Source organism: Brumicola blandensis (assembly GCF_031846165.1).
Taxonomy (GTDB): domain Bacteria; phylum Pseudomonadota; class Gammaproteobacteria; order Enterobacterales; family Alteromonadaceae; genus Glaciecola; species Glaciecola blandensis.
In genome coordinates this window covers 386,590-412,682 of sequence record NZ_JAVRIE010000001.1, presented here as the reverse complement: position 1 = coordinate 412,682, position 26,093 = coordinate 386,590, and the positions used below count along the sequence as shown (strand labels likewise).

The 26,093-nt window shown below is 42.6% G+C and carries 16 protein-coding genes; 6 read left to right on the top strand and 10 right to left on the bottom strand.

Annotated features, from left to right (window positions below; genetic code table 11):
* Positions 1 to 27: 27 nt before the first annotated feature.
* Positions 28 to 1,827, bottom strand: coding sequence for an acyl-CoA dehydrogenase C-terminal domain-containing protein (locus RM544_RS01730; protein WP_311360058.1), 1,800 nt, complete (start codon positions 1,825 to 1,827; stop codon positions 28 to 30).
* A 51-nt stretch (positions 1,828 to 1,878) separates the two neighbouring features.
* Positions 1,879 to 4,002 carry a 3-hydroxyacyl-CoA dehydrogenase NAD-binding domain-containing protein gene (locus tag RM544_RS01725; protein WP_311360057.1) on the bottom strand — a complete coding sequence of 708 codons (2,124 nt, stop codon included), beginning with the start codon at positions 4,000 to 4,002 and terminating at the stop codon, positions 1,879 to 1,881.
* Positions 4,003 to 4,374: 372 nt separating this feature from the next.
* On the opposite strand from RM544_RS01725, the gene RM544_RS01720 reads away from it, so the two are divergent.
* The 3 genes from RM544_RS01720 (at position 4,375) to RM544_RS01710 (ending at position 6,658) form a co-directional block, all read left to right on the top strand.
* Positions 4,375 to 5,298: a haloalkane dehalogenase gene (locus RM544_RS01720; protein WP_311360056.1), complete on the top strand. Its 924-nt coding sequence runs from the start codon at positions 4,375 to 4,377 to the stop codon at positions 5,296 to 5,298.
* Positions 5,291 to 6,055, top strand: coding sequence for an SDR family NAD(P)-dependent oxidoreductase (locus tag RM544_RS01715; protein ID WP_311360055.1), 765 nt, complete (start codon positions 5,291 to 5,293; stop codon positions 6,053 to 6,055). The genes RM544_RS01720 and RM544_RS01715 overlap by 8 nt, the downstream gene beginning before the upstream one ends.
* A gap of 204 nt (positions 6,056 to 6,259) precedes the next feature.
* Positions 6,260 to 6,658: a DUF3718 domain-containing protein gene (locus tag RM544_RS01710; protein WP_311360054.1), complete on the top strand. Its 399-nt coding sequence runs from the start codon at positions 6,260 to 6,262 to the stop codon at positions 6,656 to 6,658.
* A 117-nt stretch (positions 6,659 to 6,775) separates the two neighbouring features.
* Here RM544_RS01710 and RM544_RS01705 read toward each other — a convergent pair whose 3' ends face one another.
* From RM544_RS01705 to RM544_RS01690, 4 genes are read right to left on the bottom strand one after another with little or no spacing between them, the layout of a single operon-like run.
* Positions 6,776 to 7,750, bottom strand: a complete 975-nt coding sequence (locus RM544_RS01705; protein ID WP_311360053.1) for an NADPH:quinone oxidoreductase family protein — start codon at positions 7,748 to 7,750, stop codon at positions 6,776 to 6,778.
* Position 7,751: 1 nt separating this feature from the next.
* The gene (locus RM544_RS01700) at positions 7,752 to 8,789 is read right to left on the bottom strand and encodes a phosphotransferase family protein (protein WP_311360707.1); all 1,038 of its coding nucleotides are present in this window, start codon (positions 8,787 to 8,789) and stop codon (positions 7,752 to 7,754) included.
* 27 nt (positions 8,790 to 8,816) lie between these two features.
* A complete protein-coding gene (locus RM544_RS01695) occupies positions 8,817 to 10,031 on the bottom strand; it encodes an acyl-CoA dehydrogenase family protein (RefSeq protein WP_311360052.1) in 1,215 nt (404 codons plus the stop codon).
* A 60-nt stretch (positions 10,032 to 10,091) separates the two neighbouring features.
* The gene (locus RM544_RS01690) at positions 10,092 to 10,763 is read right to left on the bottom strand and encodes a histidine phosphatase family protein (protein ID WP_311360051.1); all 672 of its coding nucleotides are present in this window, start codon (positions 10,761 to 10,763) and stop codon (positions 10,092 to 10,094) included.
* A gap of 238 nt (positions 10,764 to 11,001) precedes the next feature.
* Here RM544_RS01690 and hemN point away from each other — a divergent pair, with 238 nt between their 5' ends.
* Complete coding sequence (gene hemN / locus RM544_RS01685; protein WP_311360050.1) at positions 11,002 to 12,384, top strand: oxygen-independent coproporphyrinogen III oxidase; 1,383 nt, start codon at positions 11,002 to 11,004, stop codon at positions 12,382 to 12,384.
* Between the two features lie 66 nt (positions 12,385 to 12,450).
* Here hemN and RM544_RS01680 read toward each other — a convergent pair whose 3' ends face one another.
* Positions 12,451 to 14,844, bottom strand: a complete 2,394-nt coding sequence (locus RM544_RS01680) for a zinc-dependent metalloprotease (RefSeq protein WP_311360049.1) — start codon at positions 14,842 to 14,844, stop codon at positions 12,451 to 12,453.
* A gap of 216 nt (positions 14,845 to 15,060) precedes the next feature.
* Here RM544_RS01680 and RM544_RS01675 point away from each other — a divergent pair, with 216 nt between their 5' ends.
* The gene (locus RM544_RS01675; protein WP_311360048.1) at positions 15,061 to 15,432 is read left to right on the top strand and encodes a hypothetical protein; all 372 of its coding nucleotides are present in this window, start codon (positions 15,061 to 15,063) and stop codon (positions 15,430 to 15,432) included.
* A gap of 21 nt (positions 15,433 to 15,453) precedes the next feature.
* Here the strand turns inward: RM544_RS01675 and recD are convergent, their stop codons facing one another.
* The 3 genes from recD to recC are packed head-to-tail and all read right to left on the bottom strand — an operon-like array spanning position 15,454 to position 24,979.
* Positions 15,454 to 17,580 (bottom strand): exodeoxyribonuclease V subunit alpha, encoded by a 2,127-nt coding sequence (recD, locus tag RM544_RS01670; RefSeq protein WP_311360047.1) that lies wholly within the window; start codon positions 17,578 to 17,580, stop codon positions 15,454 to 15,456.
* Positions 17,580 to 21,455 carry a UvrD-helicase domain-containing protein gene (locus RM544_RS01665; RefSeq protein WP_311360046.1) on the bottom strand — a complete coding sequence of 1,292 codons (3,876 nt, stop codon included), beginning with the start codon at positions 21,453 to 21,455 and terminating at the stop codon, positions 17,580 to 17,582. The genes recD and RM544_RS01665 overlap by 1 nt, the downstream gene beginning before the upstream one ends.
* A complete protein-coding gene (gene recC, locus RM544_RS01660; protein ID WP_311360045.1) occupies positions 21,452 to 24,979 on the bottom strand; it encodes an exodeoxyribonuclease V subunit gamma in 3,528 nt (1,175 codons plus the stop codon). The genes RM544_RS01665 and recC overlap by 4 nt, the downstream gene beginning before the upstream one ends.
* Before the next feature lie 404 nt (positions 24,980 to 25,383).
* Here recC and RM544_RS01655 point away from each other — a divergent pair, with 404 nt between their 5' ends.
* Complete coding sequence (locus tag RM544_RS01655; RefSeq protein WP_311360044.1) at positions 25,384 to 26,037, top strand: dUTP diphosphatase; 654 nt, start codon at positions 25,384 to 25,386, stop codon at positions 26,035 to 26,037.
* Positions 26,038 to 26,093: the final 56 nt, after the last annotated feature.

Here is a 26,093-nt window from a genome sequence, read left to right as displayed (position 1 = left end):
AGCGGGCTTTTTTTGTGTACTTAATACCTAGCCTTGGAAAAAGTGCTCTGCATCCATTTGCATAAGATTTTCAGAACCTGAACTGATAGCGGATACTAGTGATCTTGTACGCGTTAGCATGCGGTCAAAGTAGAACTTTGCAGTTTGCAGCTTCGCATTATAAAAATCGACTTCAGTCGTACCTTCATCGAGCTTCTGTTGTGCCACAACTGCCATTTTCAACCAGAAGTAACCCACAGTCACATAGCCTGCATACATTAGATAATCTACCGCTGCTGCACCCAGCTCTTCTGGGTTATTAGCTGCTGATAAGCCAATGTCTTGCGTCATCTGAAGCCACTCATCAACATGTGACTCGACCGCATTAGACCAGTGTCCAAACTGTTGTTTATCTCTAATCGATGCACAGTATTCTTTGATTTCACCAGTGAACACTTTAAGAAGTTCACCATTAGAACCCATGATTTTACGAGCTAACAAATCAATTGCTTGGATACCTGTCGTACCTTCGTACATAGTACAAATACGGGTATCACGCGCTAGCTGCTCCATGCCCCACTCTTTGATATAACCGTGACCACCATATACTTGCATACCGTAACTAGTGGTTTCTTGTGCTGTTTCAGTTAAAAACGCTTTTACAATTGGAGTCAGTAAAGCCAGCTTAGCTTCTGCCATTTGCTTCTCTTGAGCGTCAGCTGCGTGCTGACTAACATCAACGAGCTGCATGCAGTAAATCGATAACGCTCTATTACCTTCACGCAATGCCTTTTGTGTAAGCAACATACGTCTAACATCTGGATGCACGATTATCGGATCAGCTGGCCCATCAGGATTTTTAACACCTGACATTGATCTAAACTGAGTACGGTCTTGTGCATAGGTAAGCGCGCCTTGGAAAGCGGCTTCTGTCGCAGATAAGCCTTCAACACCTGTGCCGATACGTGCCATATTCATAAACACGAACATACAGTTCAGACCACGGTTAGGTTCACCAATTAGTATAGCGTTTGCAGCATCAAAGTTCATGACACAAGTAGCGCTACCTTTAATGCCCATTTTATGCTCAATTGAACCACATTTAACCGTGTTACGATCTGTAATATTTCCATCTGCATCAACATTATATTTAGGTACAATAAACAAAGAAATGCCCTTTGTGCCTGCCGGTGCATCAGGTAAGCGAGCAAGTACGATATGTACAATATTGTCTGACATGTCATGCTCACCAGCCGATATAAATATCTTAGTACCGGTCAGCTTATAAGTACCATCTTCTGCTGGTTCAGCCTTACATTTCAACATACCAAGGTCTGAACCACAGTGCGGTTCTGTCAGACACATGGTGCCGGTCCAGCTGCCCTCTACGAGTTTCTCTAAGTAAACTTTTTTCTGCTCAGGCGTACCATGCGCTTTTAGAGTTTCCATACAACCTTGACTCAAACCTGGGTACATAGCCCAACTGTGATTTGCGCCAGAGAACCATTCAGCCATTGAGGTAGATAATGAATAAGGAAGCCCTTGGCCACCAAACTCTACTGGGTGAGACATTGACGGCCAACCACCCTCTACATATTGACGATACGCTTCTTTAAAGCCTGTAGGAGTAGTTACCTCACCATCATTAAAGGTACAGCCTTCATCATCACCAACAGCATTAATCGGCGCCAAGATATTCTCTGCAAATTTTGCCGCTTCAGCATATATTGCTCTAACAAGATCATCTGTGGCATCTTCAAAACCCAGTCTTTGATAGTGCTCTTCGAAACCTAATAGTTCGTTTGTCACGAATAAAGTATCTCTTTGTGGGGCTTTATAATTTTGCATAACTTCCTCAATTTTGTTTCGGATGAGTGAAATCACTCATTGTTTCAATTCTTATTTCACTGATGAGAATGATTTTCCGGCATCAGCCAATTCGTTCAATAAATCAGACGGCTCAAACCAATGTTTGCCGTACTCTCCCAGACTTTCTTTGTAATAGTTCAAACGGTCTCTCACTTCAGACAAACCAACTTCATCTGCATATTGCATCGGTCCACCGCGGAAAACAGGGAAACCATAGCCATATACATAAATAACATCGATATCACTAGACTTCGCAGCAATACCTTCTTTCAATATGTCCGCACCTTCATTAATAAGAGGATAAATACAACGCTCAAGAATTTCTTGGTCGCTGATTTCACGTTGCTTTATACCTAAGCGCTCGGCTTCCTCTTTTGCAATAGCAATGACCTCTGGATCAGGAATAGGCTTTCGGCTACCTGGTTCATACAGATAGGCACCTCGTCCTGACTTCAAGCCATTACGACCTTGTTGCACAAGCTTGTCGGCAACCACACAATAGCTTGGATCGTGAGCGATAAATTCTCGGCGTGACTCACGAACAAAGTAACCGATATCAAGACCGGCCATATCGCCCATAGTGAACGGGCCCATGGGCAAACCAAACTTGCCGATGACTCTGTCTACTTGCTCTGGACTTGCGCCTTCTAGCATCAAGCGATTTGCTTCACGGCCATAGGGTTCTATCATTCTATTCCCCACGAAACCGAAACAAACACCAACTAAAACACCGACCTTACGAATCGTTTTAGCTAACTTCATAGAAGTTAAAATCACATCATCTGCTGTCTTTTCGCCTTTGACGATTTCTAACAACTTCATCACGTTGGCTGGCGAAAAGAAATGCAGACCAATAACATCCTGCGGTCGCGAAACTGCAGAGGCTATTTCATTCAAGTCGAGGGTAGATGTATTAGAAGCGAGAATAGCACCTGGCTTACATACTTTATCGAGTGCACCAAACACTTCCTTTTTCACCGACATTTTTTCGAACACTGCTTCGATAACTAAATCGACGTCTGCAAGCGAATCATAGTCAGTGGTCCCAGAGAGTAAAGCCATTCGCTCTTCTACTTGCGCTTGGGTAAGCTTACCTTTTTTCGCTGAGTTTTCGTAATTGCGACGAATTAACGCTAAGCCCTTATCGAGTGCCTCTTGTTTCATTTCTAACATAACGACTGGGATGCCGGCGTTCGCAAAATTCATTGCGATCCCCCCCCCCATCGTCCCAGCACCAATAACACCTACTTTATCAATTGATCTTGGCTTCACATCTTTGCTCAAACCTGACACATGAGAAGCGGCACGTTCAGCAAAAAAGAAATGTTGCTGCGCTCTTGCTTGAGGCGTTTTCATACACTCCATGAAAAGCTCGGACTCTCGGCTTAAGCCATCTTTAAAAGAATGCGTAAATGCGGCTTCAACCGCTTTTACACAATGACCTGGAGCGAAAAACCCGCGTGTTTTAGCAGCAACCCCCTCCGCATATGCTGTAAAGAGCCCTTTAGTTTGTTCATCAAAGCTCAAGTTGATATCACACACTCGTTTAATTGGTAGCTTATCGGCAACCACTTTGTTCGCGAATTCAATAGCGGCTTCTACAGTTTCCTCAGGAGCATCAACCACATGATCGAATACACCGCCTAATTTCACGACACTAGTAGGCGCACCTGTCACGATCATGTCTAAGGCTGTTTTCGCGTCGGCTAAACGAGGCAAGCGTTGAGTACCGCCAGCGCCAGGTAAAATACCCAAGTGTACTTCAGGCAAACCGACTTTATTTTTGCTATGTGTCACCCTGTAGTGGCAAGCCAACGCTAACTCCAAGCCTCCGCCAAATGCGTTGCCAGTTACAGCAGCAACCACCGGTTTGCTAGCCTGCTCAATAATCTCGAGCACCTCTGGCAGCATCGGTGATAAGTCACCGCCACTAAACTCAGAGATGTCAGCACCAGCTGAAAATAAAGGGAGCTTTGAATACAGCACAATCGCACTAACGCTGTCATTTGCTAATGCTTCATTTACGCTGTCAATCACACCAATACGCACTGCTTTAGACAAGGCATTTACCGGTGCACTATTCAAACCTATAAGAGCGACATCGCCCTGCGTGTGATAGCTAATCGGTCCAAACTCTTTTGCATCCTGTGACATAATTCACTCCCAAAATAATCATTCGTTTTATGCATACTGTCCAGATTAAGATAAAGGTCCCAATCAGCCCACTTTATTGATTTTATAAGTTGAAATAAGTTTGGCTGATTTTCACTGTAATAGATGCTCGTGCTTGATTCTTCGGAATAATGTGCCTTGTTAATTGCGTCATTAGCCGATAGCTGTTGTGTAATAAATAGATAACTATTTACATAAAAAATACTCAAACTCCCCACCAGAGCATATACTTAATGAGATGCAACAATTCTTTAACATATCAACTAACGTAGAATATGAGATCAGCGAGAGCTAAGTAAACAACTTAGACTGAGGTCATCGTTTTAACGATATGACAATGACAAAGGAATTTTAATGAAATATCTGCGCACACCAGCGAATTGCTTTGAGGCAATCCCGAATTATACCTTCCCAGAAAACCACCATGTTATTGATGCTAAATCTGGGATGAGAATGCATTATGTGGATCTCAGACCCCGTGAAAAATCAAAAGGCATCATTCTGATGTTGCACGGTGAGCCTAGTTGGAGTTTCCTGTACCGGGAAATGATAAATATGGCAGTTATTCAGGGTTATCGCGTAATAGCGCCAGATCTCATTGGGTTTGGAAAATCTGATAAGCCCATTGACCCAGATTGCTATACCTATGCAAATCATCTGGCTTGGCTGTGGTCACTAATCAGTACGCTTGCACTAGAAGAGATAAATTTAATATGTCAAGACTGGGGCGGCTTATTAGGCTTGCGCCTAGTCGCAGAGCAACCGGATAAGTACTCATCTGTGGTTGCTGCTAACACCTTTTTGCCAACAGGTGATCAAGGCGCTAATGAAGCTTTCAAACAATGGCAACATTTCAGTCAGACTGTGCCAATATTTCCCGTAGGTGATGTACTCCAAAAAGCAACTGTAACCGAGCTCCCCAAAGATACTATCAATGCTTACAATGCGCCATTTCCAACGGAAAAGCACAAGGCTGGTGTGCGCAAATTTCCCTTGCTAGTACCCATAAGCTCGGATAATCCCGAAACTGAAAACAACAGAAAGGCATGGAAGGTGTTAGAAGTATTTGAAAAACCGTTTTTGACTGTGTTTGGAGATTCAGACCCTATCACTGCCGGTGCAGAAAAAATATTTCAGAAAAGAGTACCGGGATGTCACCAACAGTGTCACAAAATATTAAAAGGTGGCGGTCATTTTTTACAAGAAGACGTTGGCGAAGAGCTCATGACTGCCGCGTTAGCATTTTATGAAAAAAATAGAGGAACAAAGAATGGATAGTCTACTAGATTTTACCAATAAAACAGCAATTATTACTGGTGCCGCCAATGGCTTTGGACGACTCTTAGCGCAAGCACTTAATAAACGTTCGTGTCAGTTAGTGTTAAGTGATATTAATCAGACAGGCTTGGAAGAAACGCTGAATTTACTCGAACGTCCAGAGCTCGCTACCATTGTTTGTTCAGATGTAGCAAAAGAAGAAAGTTCGAAGGAGCTTGTTGCGATCGCATTGAAAAAGTTTGGCTCATTGGACATGGCAATTAACAATGCAGGTATCGCTCATAAAATGGCAGCTAGTCATGAACTTACTGAGGAAATATTCGACCAACAATTTGCTGTCAACGTTAAAGGTGTGGCTTTTGGTATGAAGTATCAAATACCAGCAATGTTGAAAGCAGGCCGCGGACATATACTGAATGTAAGTTCTCTTGCAGGTTTAGGTGGCGCGCCAAAAGCTGGTGCATACGTGGCAGCCAAACATGCAGTTGCTGGTCTTACCAAAACGGCCGCTGTCGAATATGGTAGATATAATATTCAGACTAATGCAATTTGCCCGTTTTTTAGCCCAACTAATATTATGGATGTAGAGGGACTCGACAATGAGGAAGTTAGAGCGACTCTAGCAAAAGGTACTCCGATGAAAAGGCTGGGTGACCCTCAGGAAATGGTGAATGTCATGATACTCATGCTCTCCCCAGGCAATACGTATATGAATGGACAAACTATTGCCGTAGATGGTGGAGTCACGTCTTGGTAGGCCTACAGAGCTTTCAAGCGAATTTATACGACCTTAGTAGCAAAAAAGCCAGAACACATAAACCCATGATTTAATTAACAAATACAAATATTGACCTGATTTTTTGGTATTGAATGAGATACTTTTGTATTCGCGCAATTAATGAACATTATCCTTGGGCTGTTTAATATTCATCTCGTCCAAACAAACCAAGGTGTAATTATCATGTTGAAAACGAAATTATGTGTTCTAGCTGCTGTATTACCTTTGACTTTCGCTTCTGCGCCAAGTCAAGCCAATGAAGTTGCTGCCGCACTTTCAAACATTTGTAACATTGTTGTCGCTGACGATAAAAGCGAGTTACGTAAGAAAATCAAAACAGTGAGTTCTAACTTTAGACTTAAACTGAAAGACTATTATACAGGCGTTAAATGCAATGGTAATAGTATGATCCGCACTGCAGTTTTGAATGACGCAGTTGAAGCAGGTACTTTATTAGTGAAGAAAATGCCTAAAAAGCACCTTGCTGCTCCTGAAGAAGATGGCAAAACATTACAAGCGTGGATAGATGAACAAGGTAAAGGTGATAGTGCAATTGCTGTTGCGCTCCTAGACCGAATCTAAGACTTTTCAAACCATATTGAAAACCAGTTCAACATGGTAGGCGGAGGAAACTTTGCCTTTAAGGTGACTCTAACGAGTCACCTTTTTTATTTCTAGTTATTTCTAAATAATAGTCATCTATGGCTTAATGACCACTTTCCCCTTCACTTTTCTATCCGTCACTTTATTGATAGCTGCAATAGCGTTTTCTAATGAAAAGCGTTCATCAACAACCACTTTAATCTTACCCTGAACATACCATGTCAGTAACTCTTTCATATTTGCCATGAAGTCCTGTGGTTGATGCTGAGTGAAGGAACCCCAGAATACGCCAAGTACTGCAAATCCTTTAACCAATGCTAAATTCACTGGGAATTTTGGAATCTCTCCCCCTGCAAAACCAATCACGAGTAATCGACCATTCCATGCCATACTGCGACTGCAGGTATGAAACATATCACCGCCGACACATTCATAAACCACGTCAGCGCCCTTGCCATTCGTGTGCTCTTTTATGGCTGCTTTCAAATCTTCATTACTATAGTTGATGCAAATATCGGCACCATTTTGTTTGGCTACTTCACACTTGTCATCCGTTGAACAAACAGCAATCACCTTCGCTCCCATGATCTTCCCAATTTGGACAGCTGCCAAGCCAGTGCCACCAGCAGCACCTGTTACCACGAGTACATCATCAGCGCTAAGTTGTGCACGTTGCTTCAAAGCGTGGTGGGCTGTTGCGTGGGCAGTCACGAGGGCTGATGCCTCGTCCAAGGGTATACCATCTGGAATGGGTATCGTATGAGAGGCAGGCAAAGCAACTTGTTCCGCATAGCCGCCTAACATACAAAGCCCGATAACATTTTGTCCTACTTTCAAGTGCGGAACGCCTTCACCTACTTCGGCTACGGTTCCTGCAACCTCACTACCCGGAATAAAAGGTAGCTCAGGTTTCATTTGATACAAGCCCTGAACGAGTAAACTGTCAGGAAAGTTAACGCCGGCTGCCTCTACATTGATGACAACCTGCCCTTTCTCTGCGCTAGGTGCTGGTACATCGGTAAACTCCAACTGTTCTACTGGCGCAAATTCTTTACAAACAATCGCTTTCATATTAGTTCCCTTCTTTTGTTGCGCTTAGCGCTAATTGAGATAACGGCTTCAACAATGCTTCTAGTTCCAAGGCTTTTGGATTTGACGCATTGCCATCCTTTGCTCTTTTCACTACCCCTTGAACGATAGAGAACAGTCTAAAGAAACTAAACACAATGTAAAACTGCCAATTCGGAATATCAGCAATTCCCATTCTTTCGCAGTATTTTTCAAGGTATTCTTTTTCGCTCATTATGCCAAGCTCAGCTCGATTAACACCGCCTAAACCAGGCACGTTACCCATATTAGCAGGAAGGCGAAGCTGCATACATTGGTAAGCAAGATCAGCATAAGGATGACCGAGTGTTGAGAGCTCCCAATCCAAGATGGCAATTAATGAATGGGTATTATTATCAAACACCATGTTATCGAGTCGGAAATCTCCATGTACAATCGCTGTTTTTCCATCATCTGGGACTAAGTTTTCGTCAAGCCACTGAATGAGTTGATCTGCATCTGAATTTTCTTCGGTTTTAGACGCATAATACTGCTTCGTCCAGCGGTCAAGTTGCCTCGCAAAATAGTTACCTGGTTTGCCAAAATCGCTCAACCCGACTTTTTCGGGATTAACCTGATGAAGCTCGCTCAAGGCTAAGTTCATCTGATCATAAATGGTCGCTCTTGCCGCATTATCCGTTCCTAGCTTTTTCAAGCTAGCATCCCAATAAATATCGCCATCAATAAATGACATGAGATAAAACTGGCTACCGATAACCTGCGGGTCAGAGCATAAATGGATCGCCCTTGGTACTGGCACAGCCGTAGTTTGAAGCGCCGCAATAATACGATACTCTCGATCCACAGCGTGCGCAGATTTTAGTAGTTTGCCTAAAGGCTGTCGCCTCAAAACAAATGTCCCTTCAGACGTCGTTAATTTGAATGTTGGGTTACTTTGGCCGCCCGAAAATTTCTCAATTTTACGCAGCTCACCTAAGTCTAAGCCCACACTTTGTACATAGTCTTGCAAAACGCCTATATCTGGCGTCGTTTCAAAAGACATCATTCTCAGCCTATTTTTTCAAAGTGCTTATTCAGCAGCCTGCTTCACTAGATTACGACCAAGTTGCATCATATGAACTTGATCAGGCCCATCAGCTAGCCTGATGGTTCGAGCGTATGCCAAGGTAGCACTGAGCACAGTGTCTTGTGATGTCCCCATAGCACCATGCATTTGTATTGCTTCATCTATTACTTCGCAAGCCATCTTAGGCGCTACAATCTTTATTGCAGCAATGATGTTTTTCGCTACCTTGTTGCCATATTTATCCATATGATCTGCTGCTTTCAGGGTCAGTAGCCTGGCTTGTTCAATCTTACAATACATGCTTGCAATGCCTTCTCTCACCGACTGTTGCTTACTTAAAGGTTGACCAAACGCTACTCTTTGTTCAACACGCTCACAAGCCATATCTAAGGCTCTTTGTGCACAACCTATCAAACGCATACAATGATGAATTCGGCCCGGACCGAGACGCCCTTGTGCAATTTCAAAACCCTTGCCTTCGCCGACCAATAAGTTTGATGCGGGCACTCTTACATTGTCGAACAATACTTCAGCATGACCAACAGGTTCATCTAAATAACCCATTGCAGACATAGGACGAACAACAGTTACTCCGGGCTGGTCAAGAGGCACAAGAATTTGAGATTGTTGCTGGTGTCTTGCCGCTTTCGGATCAGTTTTACCCATGACGACCATGATTTTACAATTCTCGTTCATCGCGCCACTGGTGTACCATTTGCGACCATTAATAACGTACTCTTCGCCATCACGAGTAATAGAAGTTTCGATATTAGTAGCATCTGATGATGCGACTTCTGGCTCAGTCATCGCGAATGCTGAACGGATCTCACCGTTTAACAATGGCTCTAACCATTGCTTCTTTTGTTCATCATTCCCATACTTTGCTAAGACTTCCATGTTGCCAGTATCGGGCGCGCTGCAGTTAAAAATTTCTGAGCTCCACAAAGACCGTCCCATTAGTTCGCATAAAGGCGCATATTCTAAGTTAGACAAACCCGCACCGTGAGGTAGATATTCTTCAGGTAGAAATAAATTCCAGAGACCAGCTTCCCTCGCCTTCGCTTTAAGTTCTTCCATTAAATCAGGCGTTTTCCAAGGTGACTGACCACTATGTACTAAGTCGTGATACTTTTCTTCGTTTGGATACACATGCTCTTGCATAAAAGCATCCAATTTTTCAATTCGAGCTTTAGTTTCTTCACTGTAATCAAAGTTCATATTTCTATCCTTTTTCACTCATCGTGTTTATATTCTGTCGCCCAGTTTCTGTGTACATAGCTAACTGTAGGTAATTAATGGGATATGCTCGGGTGTATCTAAATGCCCAACGTTATTAAAGCTACTGAGTTGAATCCCATCTTTGTTGAAGTAAAAATGGCTAACGCTGGTGTTCTTAATCTGTAAATTAAAATTCACTGTTTTATCGATACTCAAATCCAGCATATTCATCATCGTAATCGCAATAGCACCGCCAGAACTTGCTACCAGTACATGCTTAGCCTCAGAGGCGCATACATTATCAACAGCTTGTTTCACCCGACCGGTAAACTGCTCCCATGTTTCGGGTAATGCCCCTGGCAACTCACCTTTTGACCAAGCAAACATTGCAGCTTTGAGTAAGCGATAGAAAGCGGCTCTTGGCGCGTTACTCGCAGGCCTTTGTTCAGGAAATACTTTCAAATAGGCACTAACCACAGCATTGAAATCAAATTCATTCCAACCGGCATCTATCTCTTGAGCTAAACCGCAACTCAAGCCTTTTTGGATCCCGCTGGCAGTTTCCTTGTGTCGGAGCATATCGCCAGTAATGATGCTATCAAAACGAATATTCCGTTGAGCAAAGTACTCACCTAATAATTCTGATTGCTTGATACCCACATCACTTAGTTTGTCATAATCAGCAGCTCCAAAAGATGCTTGACCATGTCTCACTAAATATAACTGCCCCATAGGTCGTTTCCTTATCATTCATTATCAGCGCCAATCTTGCGCTTAAGTGCCGCACTAAAAAAACACTTATCGTTAACAAAATGTTATTTCCTTTGGGTTAATAAGTGTAATTGATTGTAGTGATATAGTCTGATTAGCGAATGATATGTGGGAAAACGCTGTTTGAGATCAATATTTGGGGGGACAATGATAGATATACTGCACCTAAATTCGTACTTAGCATAAAAGAAGAGTTTGCATGGCAGCCCTAGAATATTTTGACAAGAGCATTCTGAACAAATACAACACCGCAGGACCACGATACACTTCTTATCCTACGGCACTGTCGTTTCATGATGGCTTTACAGAAGATGAATTTGAATCCTTAATTGTCGAACAGTCTCAAGGTAAATCAAAACAGGCACTGTCTTTATATATTCACATCCCTTTCTGCCATTCGCTCTGTTATTACTGCGGATGCAATAAGATAGTGACGCGCCACAAGCATAAAGCCGATCAATATTTAGCGTTTCTGTTCAAAGAGATTGAACACCGTAGTCAACAATTTTCTGCCTTTCAAGTGTCACAAATCCACTTAGGTGGTGGCACCCCTAGCTTCTTAGATAAAACACAGCTGCAAACTTTGATAAACAAATTGAAGGCTTCATTTACCTTTTCTAACGAACTAGAAGCAGGCATTGAAGTTGACCCAAGACAAATTGAGTTAAGCTACGTTGATGATCTTGCCAGTGTTGGCTTTAACCGTTTAAGTATTGGTGTTCAGGATATCAACAAGCAAGTCCAAGAAAAAATAAATCGGGTACAAAGCACCGAGTTTATTTGTCAGTTAGTAGAGCGAGCGAAACAGTTTAATTTTCGTTCTATCAATTTGGATTTAATTTATGGCCTCCCTCTGCAAACCGCAGAAACCTTTATTGAAACACTGGAAAAGGTGATTGAGATTGACCCTGATCGCATTTCAATGTTCAGCTATGCTCATCTGCCATCGCAGTTTGCTGCACAACGGAAAATCAAAGATGAATGGCTACCTGACGCAGATAGTAAGTTCGACCTCCTTCGATTAGGCATCGACTACTTAACTAAAGCTAGCTATGTATTCATAGGCATGGATCACTTTGCGAAGCCCGATGATGAATTAAGCAAAGCGCTTAAAGCGGGTCACTTGCATAGAAACTTCCAAGGCTATACCCCTAAATCGCATTCAGCGCTGTTAGGCTTGGGCGTCAGCTCCATAAGTAGTATTCATTCGTTTTATGCGCAAAATGAAAAAGATCTTAAAAGTTACTATCAAGCTGTCGAGAGTCAGGGTTCTGCAATTATTAAAGGGCTTGCTCTTAACAATGATGATCAGATCAGAAGACATGTCATTCATAGCCTAATGTGTAACTTCGCATTGAATAAGCGAAGCATTGAAGATCGCTATAGTATTCATTTTGATGAGTATTTTTCTGACGCCTTACAAGACTTGCAAAGCTTTGTGAACGATCAGCTGGTGACAATAGACGAGCACTCTATTCAAATCGCAGATAGAGGAAGAATGTTGGTGCGAAACATTTGCATGAGCTTTGACCAGTATTTGTCTCAACCTGCTCATCAACTGCGCTATAGTCGCGTTATATAAATTCACAAAAAAAGACGACTCATCTGTTAAAGGTAAAGTCGTCTTTTGTTCTTACTCACTTTTCGTTTATATGGGTGAACCCGGCGGCAATTGTTTCACTGCAAAGCTTCCCAGCCAAACACCACTTTGCCAATAATGTTCAATATACTTCAAGAGCACTTTGCCTTCAGGCGATTTATCTTTCCTCTTCAACCACCCTTGGTAAGACAACAACTGCGCTTGCATTTGTAATTTAACATCGGGTGATAATTCATCTGACATCATGGTATCGAAGTAAATACTAAGTGCAGTCTGTCGAATACGCTGTTCTAAAGTATCGCTCGACTTCAGCTTGATCAGTTTTTCAAAGACGTTCTTCGTTACGGCCTCTACGCTAGGAATCGACTTATCAATACTATGCTGGTAGGCGAGCCTATTAAGCCTAATTGGCTCAAGAAGCATGTTAATTGAGTAACCAGCTGCGGCCTCTGCGGCACTAATTGGGTCAAATGCAATGCCCATGCGTCCTTTAAAGCTTTCTCGATTCCGGTTGCTACCGTAGGACTTAGGGTTAATTAAAGCACTGATCTCATTAGATAGGCGCAAATAGTCGGCACTAGCACTTTCAAGCATCAGGTCAAGGGCTTTGAACTGTTGCTCACCGCTTACAAAACTATTGCCCTTTAAGCTTTTACCCTGTTGTTTCACTTCATAATCGTAGTTCACACCGGAAATCTGCTTTACTAGAGCATCAAGCTGATAACGGTGAGAGTAATAAATAGGCACTAATCTTTCTTCTAGTGAAGATAAAGCCTCACCTAGTGGGAGTGAGTTTGCCCCGAAGTTTGCTAGCGCAACATTTCGGACCGCTGACATTCGCTCGAATTCTTTTATTGCGTTACTTCCATTATCCCATAGGTGACCATCTGCAGAGGCTCTTTTGGCGATACGGGCATCAGGATCAGACTTATACAAGAATCCTTTCTCTTGCGCCTTAGCAACAAGCTCTGCCAATGCTATCGCTTCATTTTGATTGTTTGTGAAATCTTGATAACCATAAGCAATTACAAACTTATCCCAATCGCCTATCCCTTTATCGTATGCATTTGCTAGGCTAATTTCACCATCAACAAGTTCAAACAGAGGGTGTGGGTAATCCATCACAGAAGCGCGATCGTTTTCGCTTGCTGCGAAGTTATGAGCGATACCTAAAGTATGTCCAACCTCGTGTGCAGATAACTGACGGATGCGGTCGAGTGCCATATTAAGTTGTGGTGAGGTATCTGGCTTATCTTCAGTAAACGGACTAGTCATGCCCAGAGCAATGAGAAAATCTTGTCTTACTCGGAGAGAACCTAAAGTGACATGCCCCTTGATAATCTCACCTGTTCTAGGGTCAATGACTGAACTACCATATGACCACCCTCTTGTTGCTCGATGCACCCATTGGATAACGTTGTAACGAACATCCATCGGATCGGCATCTTCAGGTAATACCTTTACTTGAAAGGCATTTTTATAACCGGCTGCGGTAAATGCCTGATCCCACCATAGTGCGCCCTCTTTCAGAGCTGTCATAACCGGCTCAGGAATACCCGGGTCAAGGTAATAGACAATCGGCTCGATTGCTTCGCTATGTTGTGCTTCGGGGTCTTTTTTCGCTAAACGGTGGCGAGGGATAAACTTGCGTTCCATGTCAGCGTCAATCGGCACAGAGTAGTCGATATAACTGTGTTTCCAGAAACCAGAATAAGGATGAAACGTTCTGGTTTGATAATTATCATCCGGCAATTGAATGAAAGAGTGATGCAAGTGCACTGTCACGCTCTTTGCATCCGGGGCTACCTGCTGGATGTAACTCCCCTGGGGGCTGCCAGCAAAAGTGACAAGCGCTTCAAGTTCAGTGTTTAAATCAAATGCTTTCGTTCTTGGAAGATAAATACCGGAACGGCTAGTATCGCGAGAATAAGATCCCTGCCCCGTACGACTGAGTTTGCTTGCTACACCATGTATGTCGGAGAGTAAAAAGTCAGTATAGTCAAAATATATAAAATCATTGTCTTCATGCGCTAGTGTAAAACCCGCGATGATTGAATCGGCGAATGCCTCATCGATACTCTTACGCTCAGCTTCATTTGATGAGCTTGCACGATAAGTCGTATTAAGCTGTTTCAATAAGATTTTATTTCCAAATCGTTGGAAAGTGATTAATCTGGTATCGCCAAGTTGGCCACGATCAAGACCAATATCATTTGAGCCGACGCCTTGCGGTAAACTACTTTGAAAGAGCATTTGTTGCTCAAGTTGTTCTTTTCTCAACGCCAAATAGACTTTATCATCTGCCTTGGAGTACAGCACATCGACAAAACCGTTTATTTGAGTTTTACCATCTAAAAAGCTTTCATCATTTGCTAGGGCTTGCCATTGACATGCTAATATCAGCACGAAACAGCTTAGAGCACTTTTCACATTAAATCGCATTATTTCCCTCTCCCTAAAATTGTTTCTTATTATTATTTATTACTTTCAAAAGCGATTCATTGAAGCTTGACGCCGTTGTGACGCCATTACCCTTTTGATTGATCTATATCATCACACCTTTCCACCAGCATACTATACTTCAGGCTAAGAAGAATTACCTTGCAATGAATTGACACAATTAATTGCCCGTGTAACTGAATATAATAGAGTTAGTCGATGCCATTATCCAGTGTAAACGTACGCCACGACAAAGGCTTATCAAAAACCATTCTCTCCTTAGTTGCCGATGAGACAACGCTAATTACGCTCTCAGACCGACCGGTATTCGGCGTAAATCTTACCTTTAGAGAAGATATTGCAAGCTTGGAAAATATGATTGTTTACCCAGGCCAGGTTATCGGGTGGATAGATTATTCGGACTTAAGCAAATTGGCGTGCTTACATCACCAACAATACTTTGATGCTCAGCAATTTATTCGAGTCGAGAGCAACCAGTTGTCATTCGCTCAAGCAGTCAAAATTCATAAAGTAAATTCCGATTTACGCAAATCTAAAGCGATCCTTGCTTTTTCGATTATGAGTAATTAACTTTTACGCTGCCAAACAAATCTAGCCAACAAGAGGTGCTCTTAACTTGTCTGGTAAGCCACTAAAACGCACTCCCTTGTTTTTGATCGCTTTTATTAATATCTCTTTACTGCTTATGACATTCAGACGTTTTTTTGCTCGTGTCACCCCAGTGTATAATAATTCCCTACTCAGATTATCATTGAATACAGTAGGCAATACCAAATCTACTGCCTCGAACTCCGAGCCCTGCGTTTTGTGAATTGTCATTGCGTAAACGCGTTCGTATTGTGGCAGTGAACTAATACTGTAGCGGCGAATCTGAGTAAAATTAGCATTGGCAAACCAAGCCATTAAGCGTTGGCTTTCGTCTTGCCAGATGATGCCTACATCCCCATTATATATCCCAAGGCGGTAATCGTTTTGAACTACCATTATCGGCAGGCCTTGATAGATGCCATTGATGTCAACTGCACAATTTTGGCGCACTAAGGCTTTTTCTATATGATAATTTAAGGATTGTGTACCAAAGACGCCGGTATTGGTTGGTGTTAAGCAACGGTAGCTGGTTAATGATTGAAGCGCTTGTAATGCTGATCCCGCAAAAAACATCGCTTTGTAATTTGCCGCCATATTCATAATCAATTGTGGCGCAAGCTCATATGCATTTGTGTATGCAGCCTCGCCTGAAAAAAATGCCAATCCCGTAGTTTTGCTCGCCGATGCTGGTGTGCTCGCCGATGCTGGGTCCAAATGGCTATTTACCAAATGGCTATCATACATCTCTGTAAGCGCAAGCAAAGCCCGCGGAGAGTCGGTATTGACATCAAGAATAAGGTCACTAAAACCTTTTACGACCCCTTCAGAGCGGCGTGTCTGTTGCAACAGGCTGACATGATCGTGTAAATATGCCTGTTCATCATTTTGCCGACGATTTAAGGCCTCAACATTCATGTGTGGCGCAATTGTGCGTAATAACTCGATATGCCTAGCACTGTAACCATTACTGCGAACGATACTCGCATCGTAATTGCTCACTAAGTCCTTCAGAACCACACCACTTTCAACTGAGGGTAACTGATTAGCATCCCCTAATAAAATTAGCTTTGCGTGTGTTGGCATGGCTCTGATGAGTTTGGCCATCATTGCAATATCAACCATTGAGACTTCATCAACTAGCAATAAATCACAGTCTAGTTTCTTATTTTCATTGAATTTAGCATCAATACTCTGAAAACTAATACCGAGAAGTCGATGCAATGTTTTCGCTTGATTCATGTCTCGAAGTTGTTTGCATGCACCGACAAGGGGTGAATGCTGTTCCAATTGATTGAGTTCATTGTCAATCGATTGTTCCAAACGTTGCGCTGCTTTTCCAGTCGGCGCAGCCAGTAATATTTTGGCATGACGTGTGTTCGAAGTATCCGCCCTTACTAATTCTTGTTTTGTTTGTAGGATTAGCCACGTAAGTAATACGCGCGCCGCGGTATAGGTTTTTCCGGTTCCTGCACCACCGCTAATGATAGACGTTTTTGAAAGCATCGTATTCAATACCGCAAGCGCTTGCCAGTCAATATTCTTGGCTTGCACTTCGTGCGAATCTGGAAATAATAAAGGCCAGACTTCACTGACTGTCTCGCGTATTTGCCTTAAGGCCTCGCCACTGGCAAATTCTTGCTGGTTTTGCTTAAAATACGTCGCAATTTCTTCTTCATAGTGCCAATACCTGGCAGTAAACAACAAGGTTTTTCCCTCACTTTGAAGTACCAAATCTTGTCGTTGCGTGTTTTGCGCCAGAAACGCATTGATATCAGAAATCAAACTAGCAACACTACCAAACGTAAACCCTTTGCTTTCATCAACTTCAGCCACGTCTTCCCCAAGGCTTTGCCACAATACCTTTCCTGCAATACTATTAAGCTCTAAGCAACTATTCCCCATTCGTTGATACATTGAAAGTGCAAGTAGAATATGAAATATCTGCTGCACTTGCGCTTTTTCTAATGGCACCTTCGACGTGTCATGAGTTTGCTCTTTGCTGAATCGAGGCGCTAACAACTGACAAGCAAAAAAATAGTCAATCGCTTCAATCCCTTGGAGCCGAGCCATACAATGTTCGCTAGAGCGGTACAGTTCAAATTGTTGAACGATAGCAGCGTCTAATATCATTATTCAATCCCCTGCTTATCATTTGATATCAGCGTATGTTCCGGGCCTTCAAATATCCCTTGGAGACGCTCTAGCCACACGAACTCAATATCGTCGAAAAAGACGCCAGAATGGCAAGTTAGTTCGTTGCTGACTTTATATACCGGTGACTCTGGTGCCATGCCACGTAAATAAAAATAATACACACCACCGAAATGCTGCTTAAATTGATAGTTTGGCAACGTTGCCTTTAAGTATTTATGCAAAGCAAGGCTGTACAGTAAATATTGGAGGTCGTATAGGTGTTGCTGGTTATTTTCATGACAAGCTAAAAATGAGTATGATTCGAAGTCGTTTCCAAGATGCGTTGACTTGTAGTCTGCCACAAAATACTGACCTTGATGTTCAAAAATAAGGTCAATAAATCCATGCATCATTCCTTGTAGATCCTGAATATGCTGCATGTTTACCTTTAGGGCTTCACAGCGAAATTTTGCTCCACGGCTATCTCTATAGTTATTTAGCACTCGCCCGAGAGCTTGCAGATTGACGTTTGCCATCGGAAAATAAAACTCAGCTTCTCTGAGCGTTTGTGACAAAGTGAGATCAGCTAAGCGCAAGCCATCCTTAAGTGGACTTAATAAGCACGCTTCTAGCCAAACAAAAAGTGCGTCTTTGTCATTGTCATCTAAGTCAGTGAATTTAGTTAAGGCTACCTGTGACGCTTCAGCCCAATTGGCATTACTGAAATCTACGTTTTCTAAAATATCATGCAGCAAATTGCCTGTTTCAGCTCCTTTTTTGAGAGTAAACCTGAGCTCTGTTGGCAAATTCTGCTCAGTGTTGTTGTACTCTCTGGCATGCGTTTTATGCTCTAGATTTGATTCAACTTTGTGCAGAGTTAACTGCTTCGGTTGTGCGATATCAAAATGCTCATTGTCATGAGAGGCTGTGAAGCGACTGATATTCGAAAACGAACTAATAATCCAAGGTAAGCGCGTGCCTACAGCCAGCGTTTCGAACGCTGTCATTAGCTGAGGCTCATGTTCTGTATGTTTATCACGATTAGCGAAGGCCGGCGCTTCAAGCTCCAAAAAGCCATCACCGACCACTATCAGTGAGTTATGGTTACAAGTTACCGTTTCTTCATTAGCTGAATTCTGTTGCTTGTTTTCGCATACATTGGCTAACATCCAGGGTAGCAGTGTATTACTTGCGGCTTCTTTTTCATTACTACTATTAAGCACTCTTGATGGTATGCCCAAGCTACGATTTAATGACGAGTTAGCCGTTTTGATATCATCGACAAGTCCAAGGTAACAACGATGTTCAGCTCGCGTAATAGCCACGTACAATAAACGAACATCCTCCTCTTGAGACTGCGCTACAAAATGCTGTACAGAATGCGCAGTGGCCCCCAATTGATAAATGGCTTGATGTGTCTGAGGGTCTTGATAGCGAAAATATTGAATCGGCTTCATGCGGCGCATCGAAGGGTCTTTGTATTTATTCGCAAACGGCACGAAGACCACCGGATACTCTAAGCCTTTTGAACCATGTAAAGTGACAATTTTTATTAAGTTTGCATCGCTTTCAAGGCGCAGCTGCAACTCATCATCATTAGTATGATCGAAAACCTGATGTCCTAACCAAGCCAGCTGTTGTTCCGGCAGTTTATTCAATGTCGCTATAGACGCTAAGGATTCAGCCACATGCATCATATTGGTGATGCTGCGTTCTGGTTTTAAAGCTGGTTGATAGTTCGCTTTAATAAGATGCATTAGCAGGCTAAATACGCCCTCGTTTTCCCACAACCGAAGGTAACTCTCACAACTAGCGCTTAGATTATCCCACGATGGGTGCAAGGGATCTTTTAGCATATCGCTAACGAGAGGGCGTGGGTCGGCACTCGCTCCTAACTCATTATTTTCGTTCAACACAGTGTTAGCCAACATGCTACTGGTCAGGCCCGCCGAAAGCACTGGAATTTGCTTATGCTTGTGTATGGCCAGCAGCACTCGATACATCTCTATTGCCTCTGCAGACTCAAATAACGGTTTTTTCTGGCTTAAATAGACTGATGATAGACCTTTTTGCGATAAACCTTGCTGCATGATATCGGCCTGAATACCATCTTTAATCAGAATCGCGATATCGCTAGGCTTCGTTCTCGCGGTTCCAATCTTAGTTTCAGCCAGCAAACGCTGGATTTCGAAACAGCTCCAATCCACGATTTGAGATTCAAGCTCAGCAAGCTTGTTTCTGGGGCGTGATTGAGCATCTTGGCGAGCGCCATCACTAGCTACCATGTAGGTGACCGCACTGCGTTTCTTCGATGGATCGAATAAAGGATGCTTTGCTGCCTTGGCAGCATCCGTGGAGTGAATAATTTCGTAGTCTATGCCCTGCCCAAAAACAGACCTAGGTAGTTTCTCACGTAAGGAGTGCCCCCAAAATATGCGATTGTATGCGGTGATCATAGCGTCACTCGAACGCCAATTAGTATCCATCATCCATATTTCGTCAGCTTCCTGCTTTGCTTTGAGGTAGACAAAAATATCCCCACCTCTAAAGCCATAAATCGCTTGTTTTGGATCTCCAATCATGACCAATAGACTTGTTGGGTCGTTACGCGGATATAGTAAGTCTAAGACTTTGTATTGGTGGCTATCGGTATCTTGAAACTCGTCGACTAACGCAACTGGGTATTGTGCTCTAACCGCATCTATTAGTGTCTGATTACCGCTATCTAAGGCTTGTGCCAACTGTCTAACAAGATCATTAAAACTCAGTGTTTGCGCTTGCTCTTTCGCGCGTTTGAGATTTTTCTGAACATGCACAATACCCTCTTCGGCTATATCTAAGACTTGAGCAAGACGCAATTGTGCTAATAACTTAGTTCTCCACTTTTGGCTCTCAGCATTCAGTTTTTTTCTAAACTCTCTGACTGGTTCCAAGGCAGCTTTTAACTCAGGGAATTTTCCGTAGCGACCACCTTGTATAAATTGCCCAACTTCCTCTGGCGCTACAATTTGGTCTACAAATTCGCTGAAGCGCTCAATTAAGCTTTCCTGCTCACCCGTATAATCAACCTGGAGTGAGGACAACGCACTGAACGACTTTAACCAAGCTTCAAGTACAGCGTATTCTTCACTACGCTTATCGCAGTCTTTATGATGAGAAACTACCGCCTCAAATAAGTCAGCACGATGTTCAGTGACACTTTTCAACAGAGAGTCATCCAACGCATCATTCTCGTCTAACCAATGGAAAATATTATCATAGGCACTCTGGACTATGTCCTTCAAGCTTGGTCGAGACAGAGACTGTTGACTATCAAACGCGGTTTGAAAACTGCGATGGAAGGCCGCAGGGTCGTGCCAGTCCTGCTCAGCCAGCGCTAATAACTTATCACTATCATGACTAATACTACGCACCCAATCTTGTACCGCTTGTAAGCTCATCGGTGCAGTGTCATTCAGCAGCTCTGGTTCTAACTCCATGTTCAGTGACACTGCGAATTGCTTTAACACTCGCTGACAAAAACCATGGATCGTAAAAATAGCAGCTTCATCCATCGACAATAATGCCGCTGTCAGTAGGTTGCGACCCTCTTCAATTCCCGTGATGGAAATCAACTCTTGGGTGAATGTGTCCGGCTTTTCCTTTTCCCAGTCATCTGCCAACTCTCGTAAAAAGGCTGCTACCCGTGACTTAATCTCTTCCGTAGCAGCTTTAGTGAAGGTCATGACCAGTATTTGTTGTACTGGCAACCTTTTCTCTAATACTAATCGGGCATACAAGCGTGTGATGTTGAACGTTTTACCTGTGCCTGCACTTGCTTCAATTAGATGCCTTGAGTGCAAGTTAAGGGCGAGAGGATCAAGTATCTTCATTTCGAATCCTCACCTGAAAAAACACCTTCTGAGTTTACATCCGCTTCTTGTATTGGCGCCGAACTCATTTCAATGCTTGCAGATAAATGTTGGAAACACGCTAAAAGTGCCTGTACACTTTGCAGTGAAAAATCAGGCACTTCGTCAAAATAGTGCGTAAAGTACGGCGAACTAACAAAACGAGCCGGCATAAATGAGTTAGTAAAAACATCTTCCCAACGTTTCAACATCAAGTGGTGATCCGCATATTCTTCTGCAGTTGCAGCGTGTGGGTCAAATGACTTATCGCTACTGATTTTTTTAATCAAACCTTCTGCTAACTCGGGGATCACTAGTGCGGGTTGACGCATTCCTTGCTGGTAGTATTTGATGAGTTCATCTAGCAAAACTCTCGCTTCAGATGACCCTACAGGTTTAAACCATGTTACCCGACAAACCGTATCGCCTTTCACTTTCTCAAGATTAAAAAATGCGCTGCTATAGGGCTCGTCTGTCTCTTCTGAGTCAGCAATGCAACACAAATACTGACACCAAATTTCAAACAAGCTTTTTAATTTGCGGTTACTGGTATGAAAACCCAATACCGTATTCTTAGCTATTTCAAACTGATAGCTCAACTCACCATGACTCAATGCTAACTTTCCGGATTTTGATTCAAGAGGCCAATAATTTTGCAAATTTGCAGCCAAAACATGGCTCTGGCTTATCCATTCATTTAAGGTAGCTCTATTCACTTCATCTCTTGGAATATCACCAGAGCCTAGCAGACGTTGTTGTAGTAATTGGATCGGTGATCCTGCATTCACCGGCTCAAGTGTGTCATGTGCATTCATTTTATTCAGTTCTTCAGTACAGAAATGAATCACGCTATATTTATCTAAATAATTGACTACAAAGGGCTCTACATCCAGTATCTTAGGTTGAACCTCATCTAAGTACAGACCTTCAACTTGATTTGCGTAAGCTTTGACCGGGTCTTTATAAAATCGTACTAAATCATTCATACTCAGGCTTATTGGTGCCTGTGCACTCGTATTCTCATCGCAAGTCGTTTGCTCAGTACAACTCTCACGGCTTGGCTTTATTTGATTTTGATGAATGAGCGTCATCAATCGATACCAGCCCGCATCATAACTTTGCTGTACTTTACGTATTGGTAGCGCGGCATAGTTTTCAGATGAAAATGGGTGCAAAGACTGCTGTTCACATTGCCCTACTAATTCGCCAAACTGGTTACCTATATAGTCTGTAAATTCGCTGAGCACCAAGCTGGGCTCTTTCACTTTATTGTCTTTGATACTGCGTCCTTGATAGCTCAGGTACAATGTTTCTCTTGCCGACAGTATGGCCTCCAAAAAGAGGTAGCGATCATCCCCTCGACGAGAACGGTCGCCTATTTTTCTGCCTAATTGGGGAATAAGGTCAATATCAATTTGACTGTTTTTACGCGGAAACCCTTCATCGTTCAAACCGAGTATTGCTATGATTTTAAAAGGAATACTGCGCATTGGCATCATTGAGCAAAATGTTACTTGCCCGGTCATAAAATGGTTTCTACTGTCGGGGGAAGAAAATGATTGTTTTAAGGCGTTTCGGATACTCAAATATGACCACTTTTTGGCTGTTGCATCTGTCTTATCATAGTGTTTAGCCATATCGACATGTTCGAAAAACTGCCCCAGAGTTTGACTTAATAAATGCAAGGCATAAGTATCGTTACCGGACTCGTCAGCGGTGCTAAAAATAGCATCTTTCAAGGCTAACAAGTATGCCTTCCATTCATCCATCGTGCGCATTTGAGTGAGCGTTTGACGATATTGTGCTAACTTCTCAATCACTTGAATAAGTTTACCCAAAGCCAGCGCGGACTGTCCTTCAAGTAAGTTTACCGGCACGCAGCCATCAGCAAGAATACTCGTGTTATCGGCGTGTACGAAACCTTCTAAGATCCGAGATAAACCCCATTCCCAAGTATAAAAAGCACTCTGTTCCGGCGAGCCCACAACAGCTTGTCGATGCTGCTCATTTAAGCCCCAAAAAATATTGCTACGTTCAATCCAGTGTTCGAACATATCAAGGTCTGTCGATTGAATTTGGAATTTAGACATTACGGCGGGCAGTTGCAGAAATGACAGTAACTCAATCACACTAAAACGACTATCAGGTAGCGATAATAATTGCATATAAGCCGCAATGAGAGGTTCAGCATCAAGTGCTGTGCGATCCGCTATTGAGCAAGGGATCTTTTTGTTTTCATCTCGGTTTAGCTCTCTAACACCTTTACCAAAAATCGCCCCAATATACGGAGAGTAGTCTTCAATAGCTGGACACATCACCAATACATCTTGAGGTGAAAGTTCAGGATCATCTGCCATTTTAGCAAGTAGAAAATCATGTAACACTTGTACTTCACGCAAAGGACTATGACATGACCTCAGTACGATTGATTCGTCGTTCTTTGACTCAGCGCCAGAGTTTGTTTTACTTGCAAGGCCTGTTGCATTGCTCCCCCCATTCTCACCTTGTAATATTTGTGATTGCACCTGATGAAGATAACTTATGCCAACCGAACTGCTGGGATAATCAGCATCGAAGGCCGATATTTCGTAATTGCTCGCATTCGAAAGCAGATTGAATAAATCTTTGCCCTGTTCACCGAGGTTTCGCAACAAAGGATTGATATTTTGTTGCGATACCCATGCATCAATTTGACCTTGTTTCAGTTTTGCAGCAATCGCTTTGTCAGAGCTCGCATCTCCCCAATAGTCAATACACGGGTTTAAATGATAGAAGTGAATATGTGAATACTTTGCGATTTGATTGAAGAAATCCAAGGTTTGTGGCGCCATGGTATTAATCGCAAAAAAATGTATTTCTTTGGGTAATACGTGCTTACTTTTTGCAAGTGCCTCTACTGCGTTTTTTTGCAGTCGAACCGGGTGGTTTGGTTCCTGTTTGACTAACGCTAACCATATCCAACGCTGCCATTGTTCATGTTTGAGTATACTTGCATTCACTCTATCGGAGGAAGCACCAGACGCAATCGATTCGCCCGCTTCCCAATCTAGTAACCATTGCGGACGGAACATTAAATATTGTTCAAATGTATCCGCAATAAGTCGAGCGAGATCAAGCCTTTTCAGTTCAGTTGTGTTGGAATCTTGCGAGTGCCAATACATTTCTAGCTTTGCTTCAAACCCTTGCTCAATGAAAGCCGGAGACGCTAGTATTTCCTCAATTCGCCATTGCATTACTTCCCGTTTGTAGGGCGATTGCAAAGGCACCTTATCATCTCCCAAAATATCGCGACACAGTTGCCATACAAAACGTGTTGGCATTGGAAAAGACAAATTCATAGCAATACCGCTATGTTGCGCAATCTGCATATTTAACCAATGTTGCATCCCTGTACTCTCGACTAAGATAATTTTAGGCGCTAGAACAGCTTGTTCACTTTTCTGGATAACGGCGTTAAGCAAATAGCTTAGATGCTCTAATTTGTTGGAAGGATATAGGGTTAGCACTACTTCTCGTGAGGTCCATTTGCGATGGATATACTATGCCATGATTCAGCATTTGATGTCATTGAGAATAAGAAAAAACCCAGCAAGCTAAGGACAAAAGCTTGCTGGGCTAAGTGTTCAGCGAAACATGGGACACGACACCCATATTCCGCGTGGGGTTGAACACACACACAACACCAATGTGTTTGCAAATTCATTGCCAACTCGCAATTTATATATAAATCATACACTTATGATTTTTTGTTTACTCTACAAGGAGCGGGATGTTTGCTACTTGTGCACTTTAATGCATTTCGCGCACACTTTTGGTGCTGTGATAATCTTCGCATGACGGATAAATCATTAGTGCTTCGCTTTCTAAGTCGATACAATCTCACCAATGTTTTTGAGGAGAAGAATGAGCAATGTTAAGTGAAACCCAATTATCGACCATGTTAGACCTGCAAGATGGTATGAATAAAAAAGTAAACCCACAATGGTTACACGCTGGTTACAGTTACTTGAGAGCAGCAATGATAGAGTCAGTGGAAGCCATTGAGCATCATGGCTGGAAATGGTGGAAAGCACAGCGCCTTGATCTTCCCCAAGTACAAATGGAACTTGTTGATATTTGGCATTTTGCCTTATCCCATATCATCATTCAGCATAATGGCAATATTCAAGCCGCTGCAAATGAGCTTGCGGCATCCTTAAATGACCAACATACCAGCGTGACTTTTGACGGAAAAAATATTGATTTTGCATCCGCAAATTTAGTTGAAAACTTAGAGTTAATGGCTGGACTTTGTGTCGCTAAACGCTTTGACATTGCCCTGTTTATGCATATTGTCAAACAAGCAGAAATGACTTCAGATGATTTGTTCGCTCAATATGTGGGTAAAAATGTGTTGAACTTCTTTAGGCAAGATCATGGTTACAAAGAAGGGACATATATTAAAATATGGGATGGTCGCGAAGATAATGAGCATCTGGTGGAAGTTTTACGCGAAATAGATAGCCAACAAGATAATTATGCAGATTTGTTGTACGCAGGTTTGCAAGGCCGTTATCCGCAATAAAAAAAAATGACTACTCACGCCTGTGGGTAGTCATCTTTATAGATATTAATCGGGAG

What these genes read in the sequence shown, in the direction of transcription:
- RM544_RS01730 (WP_311360058.1), bottom strand. Translation starts at nt 1,827, where the DNA reads ATGCAAAATTATAAAGCCCCACAAAGAGATACTTTATTCGTGACAAAC.
- RM544_RS01725 (WP_311360057.1), bottom strand. Translation starts at nt 4,002, where the DNA reads ATGTCACAGGATGCAAAAGAGTTTGGACCGATTAGCTATCACACGCAG.
- RM544_RS01720 (WP_311360056.1), top strand. Translation starts at nt 4,375, where the DNA reads ATGAAATATCTGCGCACACCAGCGAATTGCTTTGAGGCAATCCCGAAT.
- RM544_RS01715 (WP_311360055.1), top strand. Translation starts at nt 5,291, where the DNA reads ATGGATAGTCTACTAGATTTTACCAATAAAACAGCAATTATTACTGGT.
- RM544_RS01710 (WP_311360054.1), top strand. Translation starts at nt 6,260, where the DNA reads ATGTTGAAAACGAAATTATGTGTTCTAGCTGCTGTATTACCTTTGACT.
- RM544_RS01705 (WP_311360053.1), bottom strand. Translation starts at nt 7,750, where the DNA reads ATGAAAGCGATTGTTTGTAAAGAATTTGCGCCAGTAGAACAGTTGGAG.
- RM544_RS01700 (WP_311360707.1), bottom strand. Translation starts at nt 8,789, where the DNA reads ATGTCTTTTGAAACGACGCCAGATATAGGCGTTTTGCAAGACTATGTA.
- RM544_RS01695 (WP_311360052.1), bottom strand. Translation starts at nt 10,031, where the DNA reads ATGAACTTTGATTACAGTGAAGAAACTAAAGCTCGAATTGAAAAATTG.
- RM544_RS01690 (WP_311360051.1), bottom strand. Translation starts at nt 10,763, where the DNA reads ATGGGGCAGTTATATTTAGTGAGACATGGTCAAGCATCTTTTGGAGCT.
- hemN (WP_311360050.1), top strand. Translation starts at nt 11,002, where the DNA reads ATGGCAGCCCTAGAATATTTTGACAAGAGCATTCTGAACAAATACAAC.
- RM544_RS01680 (WP_311360049.1), bottom strand. Translation starts at nt 14,844, where the DNA reads ATGCGATTTAATGTGAAAAGTGCTCTAAGCTGTTTCGTGCTGATATTA.
- RM544_RS01675 (WP_311360048.1), top strand. Translation starts at nt 15,061, where the DNA reads ATGCCATTATCCAGTGTAAACGTACGCCACGACAAAGGCTTATCAAAA.
- recD (WP_311360047.1), bottom strand. Translation starts at nt 17,580, where the DNA reads ATGATATTAGACGCTGCTATCGTTCAACAATTTGAACTGTACCGCTCT.
- RM544_RS01665 (WP_311360046.1), bottom strand. Translation starts at nt 21,455, where the DNA reads ATGAAGATACTTGATCCTCTCGCCCTTAACTTGCACTCAAGGCATCTA.
- RM544_RS01655 (WP_311360044.1), top strand. Translation starts at nt 25,384, where the DNA reads ATGTTAAGTGAAACCCAATTATCGACCATGTTAGACCTGCAAGATGGT.